This is a genomic window from Magnetococcales bacterium (assembly GCA_015231925.1).
Taxonomy (GTDB): domain Bacteria; phylum Pseudomonadota; class Magnetococcia; order Magnetococcales; family JADGAQ01; genus JADGAQ01.
On sequence record JADGAQ010000147.1, the window covers coordinates 6,448 to 10,689 of the forward strand.

Below are 4,242 nucleotides of genomic sequence, written 5' to 3' on the forward strand. Positions count from 1 at the left end.
GGAACTGCTGGCCAAGGGGCGAGCCGAAGGCGAGGCGCGAGGCGAGGCGCGAGGCATGGTCAAAGGGGAATCCGCCGTGTTGCTGCGTCAAATACAACTTAAGTTCGGCACCTTGCCCGCCTGGGTCAGGGATCGGGTGGCGGGTGCCGGACTTCCGGAGTTGACGGCCTGGACCGACCGTATCCTGGACGCGGGTTCGCTGGAAGAGCTTCTCGGCAAGCCCGAGACGGACAGTTCCCACTGAAAAACTGCAAAACCCTTCCTGTCCGCTGTCAAAACACCCCTTTCTGCTGAAAAAAGGCACCGTAGGCGACGTCCGACTTCTGGATGTGGTTGAGCAGCCATTCATATAGAAATTGTTGCAGATCGATGGCCGTGGCGATGTCACGCTCCTTGACCAGGCTTTTGCTCAGAATGGCCAGGCGGTCGCGCAGGCGCTGGTGTTGCAGACGATGGACTTCGGCCTGGGGATAGCCGTACTGCTGCATCATCTGTTCTTCTCCGGCGAAATGGTCCCGGGTGAAATCGGTGAAGAAATGGACCAGTTCGTCGATTTTCAGCCAGTCGCGACTGGTGGGGCGATGTCGCGCGAGGTGGGTCATGAGTGTACTGAAGCGTTGCATGCGGTCCAGCAGTTTACGGTGTTCCCGATTGAATTTCTCCACGCCCACGTCGCAGATTTGACTGCCCAGCTCTTCCAGAGCCGTGGAGAAGGAGCGGGTGGTGGGTTTGGGGGCCGGTTTCTCCGGAGAGGGCAGGTTGTCCGTCAGGGGTTGACTGACGCTGGTGAAAGCCTCCCCGGAGATGAAGCGGGAGTATTGCAGGTCCATCTGATTGATGTGGTCGAAGAGCCAGCTGATGGTCAGGTGGAACAGATCCACCACATGGGAGATGCCTTCGTTGTGGATGCGGGTTTCCATGACCTGGAAGGCTCCCAGGAAGCGGCGGTGGGCTTGCAGGTGGGCTTGCAGGCCCGGAAAGAGGCGTTCCCTCATAAAGAGTTCCTCTCCCTGAAAATGGCTGAAGGTGTAATTCTTCAAGCGTTCCAGTACGCCATCGAGTTCACGCTTGTCGGCAGGCAGGGGTTTCTTCCTCTGAAACAGTCGCACACAGACAAAAAGGTCGGTGATGATTTCCAACAGGACCAGATGTTCCTGGTGAAAACGCTCTTCTTTCACTTCCTTCAGGCGCCACAGCAGCATGCGCTTGAAATCTTCCCGGGACAACTCCTGCATGAACGGTTCAACTTGAGCCTGGCTCATGGGCCTTACCTTTTGTGAATGTGACTTGTTCCTATCGGTGCGGGGGGAGTTTGCCCCAGTCAATTTCTATTTGCAAATATAAAAATCACGATCAGCAATGAATACGATTCACGGGCCGAATAAAACCGAGCTGCTGTCAACAATAACGTGACATTCAAAAGAGGATACGTTACTCGGGACAGGGAGATGGGGGGGACGGACTTTGAGTTTGATTGGTGATGGATCGTGGGGAGATCGTGCCGGAAAGATGGAACCGGAAGGGTGGAGAAAATACGCCGCTACGGAAACTATGACCGAATTTTTCCGTAGCGGCGGGTCTGGGAAATAACCGAATCTCCCCCCAGCCTTTGTCGGACGACATGTTACCCCAAGGGCGAGATGGGTGGTATTGTCATTTCTGACAATAGCGATTTCCATTTTCTGAATGGATGGGTTGAGAGAACCGGTTCAGATCAGCTTGTAGGCCACGGCGCGGGCCACGGCCTGAATGCGGTTGTTGGCGCCGAGCTTGTTGCTGGCGTTGTTGAGATGGGCCACGACGGTGCGTTCCGTGATGTGCAGAATGGAGCCGATTTCCCAGGCGGTTTTGCCTTCGGAGGCCCAGCGCAGGCATTCCAGCTCTCTTGGGGTTAGATGCCTGTTTTCCTGAAGGAAATCGCGCCACTGAGCCAGTTCCATGGCTCGATGATGCAGGTAGGGCAGCAGTCCCTGGGCCAGGGCGGCGCAGAGGCGGGCTATCGGAGGGGTGATGTCGCGCCAGCGGCTGGTGGAAAAGGTCAAAGTGGCGGCTTCGCCGCGCGGGCCCTGGATGCCGACGCTGAGTCCGCTGATGAAATCGAACTCCAGCCAGGTGAGGAAGAGGCCACACTTGATGGCGCGCTCTCCCGGGGGACAATCCATCTGCTGCACGAACCAGGGTTCATCGTAGAGCAGCGGCACGGGGGTGGACCAGCCGTGTTTCAGGCCGGGGTCCCGGCGCAGATAGTGGTGATCCAGATAGAACTGGTACAGCTCGTCGGGCCAGTTGCTCAAAAAGAGGTAGGGAAGCTCCTCCTCCCGCAGGATTTTGCCGTGGCGCACCTCCCGACAACTCAGCTGGTTTGCGGACAGACCCGGTAAGCTGCCGGGGGGAAAGAGTACGGAATAGGAGAATTTTTCGTGTCCAAGGGCCGTGCAAGCCTCTTGCAGCAGGTTGTGCAGGCTCTCCAGGGTGGGTGCGGCAACGATTTTTTCAATCAAATCGCCGAGTTGTTGCGTGGAAAGCATTCAGGTCCCCTGTCGGCGCCGTTTTGCACTCAACCCAGGCCTTTTTTCTGGAAGAAGTCCCGGTAGGCCGCATCGCTTTTTTGAATGTGGGTGATGAACCACTCGAACAGGAGTTGGTGCAGATCCATGACTCCCAGAACCTCCCTCTCCCGGCTCAGACGGCGGGTCAGATCCGTCACCCGGTTGCGCAAGACCTCGTGTTCCCGTTTGTGCTGGGCCAGTTGAGGATAGCCGTGCTGGGTGAACATCTGTTCTTCCAGGGTGAAGTGTTCCCGCATGAAATCGTTGAGGAAGGTCAGCAGTTGGTCGATCTCCCGCCAATCCTGGGGAGAGGGTTTGTGCCGGGTGAGGTTGGTCATGGTGGTGGCGAAGCGGGCCATGCGATTCACCAGCCGGCGGTGATCGCTGTTCAGGCGTTCCACGCCGACGTCGCAGAGCATATCGGCGAAGTTTTCGAGTTTTCGCGAAGGAGCGGTCTTGCCGGTGGTCTCACGGGAGGCGGCGACGGGTTGCGGCAGGTCCGGGAGCTTGACGTACTCGCCCTCCACAAAGCGGGAATACTGCATGTCCACCTGGTTGATATGGTCGAAGAGCCAGCCCACGGTCATGTGCATCAGATCCAGCACATGGGTGACCGACTCCTTGCGCATGCGATCTTCGACCTTGAGCAGAGCCTCCACGAAGCGGCGATGCGCCTGAATATGGGCATCGAGTCCCGGGAACTTGTGCTGGGCCATGAAATCCTCTTCCGCCTGGAAGTGGAAGGTGGCGTATCCCTTGAGCCGGTCCAGCACTTCGTCCAGGGCTTTCATTTCCCGTGGTCCGGGTTTTTGCCGCTGCAGGTTGCGCACGTTGGCGTAGAGGTCGGTGATGATGCCGATCAGCGTGATGTGTTCCTGATGAAACCGATCCACCTTGATCAAGCGCAGCCGGCCCATGAGCATGCCCTGGAACTCCTCGCGGGAGAGGTCCCGGGTGAATTCGGCGCTATCGTCTGCCATGCGGAAATCCTTGTGCCGAAAGAGAACCGTTCCATCTTGTTCAGAATTTGTAAATATACATCAAAACACATGCCAAGAGGATACCATTTTTTATTGTTTTTACTATTCATGTAAAAAATAATCCTCTGAAATTTTCGGCAAATAGGGCTATCAATACCATAATATATATACAATTATTATTTCTATCAACGCAAATCCCCCATCATGCCCGATAAAAATATAAGCTGCTTGACTTGATCATATCTTTTGGCATTCCACGTTCTCTTCAAGGTGTTCCACGGCCATGGCGAAGATTCGGTCCGCCAAACTCTCCCCCCATCGGCAATCCGCACGCTTGGGAGAGTGAACATGACCTCGGAGATCTCGAAGTCGGGGCGCAGACCCGTGTCGTCGGTTATCAAGCAGCGCCTATCGCACCCGGCTGTTGGCCAGGGGCGCAACCCGTGGCAAATCTGGATCCGGTGGAGATCCTGCTGAAGGGTTATTCCATTTCTGTTTCATTCGTTCATTAATACGGGGCTCCGGGGGCGATTATCGCCCCCGGCGGAGGTTGGACTCGGGCCATCCATGGCCCTCGCCCTTCGGGCGCCGCTTTGCGGCGTCCAATTCGGCTTTCCTGCCGAATTGTGGAGGCGGAGCCTCCAAGGTTCTGTTTTTTGTTTTCTCTTGTTCTTTTATTCCCCTGGAAGGCTCCCCTTCCAGGGGAATAAAAG

At 56.4% G+C, this 4,242-nt stretch carries 4 protein-coding genes; 1 reads left to right on the top strand and 3 read right to left on the bottom strand.

Annotated elements, in window-relative coordinates; all coding sequences use genetic code 11:
* A partial coding sequence (locus tag HQL56_14505) for a hypothetical protein (GenBank protein ID MBF0310731.1) occupies nt 1–244 on the top strand: 244 nt, incomplete at its 5' end.
* 28 nt (nt 245–272) lie between these two features.
* Here HQL56_14505 and HQL56_14510 read toward each other — a convergent pair.
* The 3 genes from HQL56_14510 to HQL56_14520 all read right to left on the bottom strand — a co-directional run bounded on the left by HQL56_14510 (nt 273) and on the right by HQL56_14520 (nt 3,529).
* Nucleotides 273–1,262: a bacteriohemerythrin gene (locus HQL56_14510; GenBank protein ID MBF0310732.1), complete on the bottom strand. Its 990-nt coding sequence runs from the start codon at nt 1,260–1,262 to the stop codon at nt 273–275.
* A gap of 447 nt (nt 1,263–1,709) precedes the next feature.
* Nucleotides 1,710–2,528, bottom strand: a complete 819-nt coding sequence (locus HQL56_14515) for an autoinducer binding domain-containing protein (GenBank protein ID MBF0310733.1) — start codon at nt 2,526–2,528, stop codon at nt 1,710–1,712.
* 29 nt (nt 2,529–2,557) lie between these two features.
* Nucleotides 2,558–3,529 (bottom strand): bacteriohemerythrin, encoded by a 972-nt coding sequence (locus HQL56_14520; GenBank protein MBF0310734.1) that lies wholly within the window; start codon nt 3,527–3,529, stop codon nt 2,558–2,560.
* Between the last annotated feature and the right edge of the window lie 713 nt (nt 3,530–4,242).

Coding starts and splice junctions, on each gene's coding strand:
- HQL56_14510 (MBF0310732.1), bottom strand. CDS start 1,262: ATGAGCCAGGCTCAAGTTGAACCGTTCATGCAGGAGTTGTCCCGGGAA.
- HQL56_14515 (MBF0310733.1), bottom strand. CDS start 2,528: ATGCTTTCCACGCAACAACTCGGCGATTTGATTGAAAAAATCGTTGCC.
- HQL56_14520 (MBF0310734.1), bottom strand. CDS start 3,529: ATGGCAGACGATAGCGCCGAATTCACCCGGGACCTCTCCCGCGAGGAG.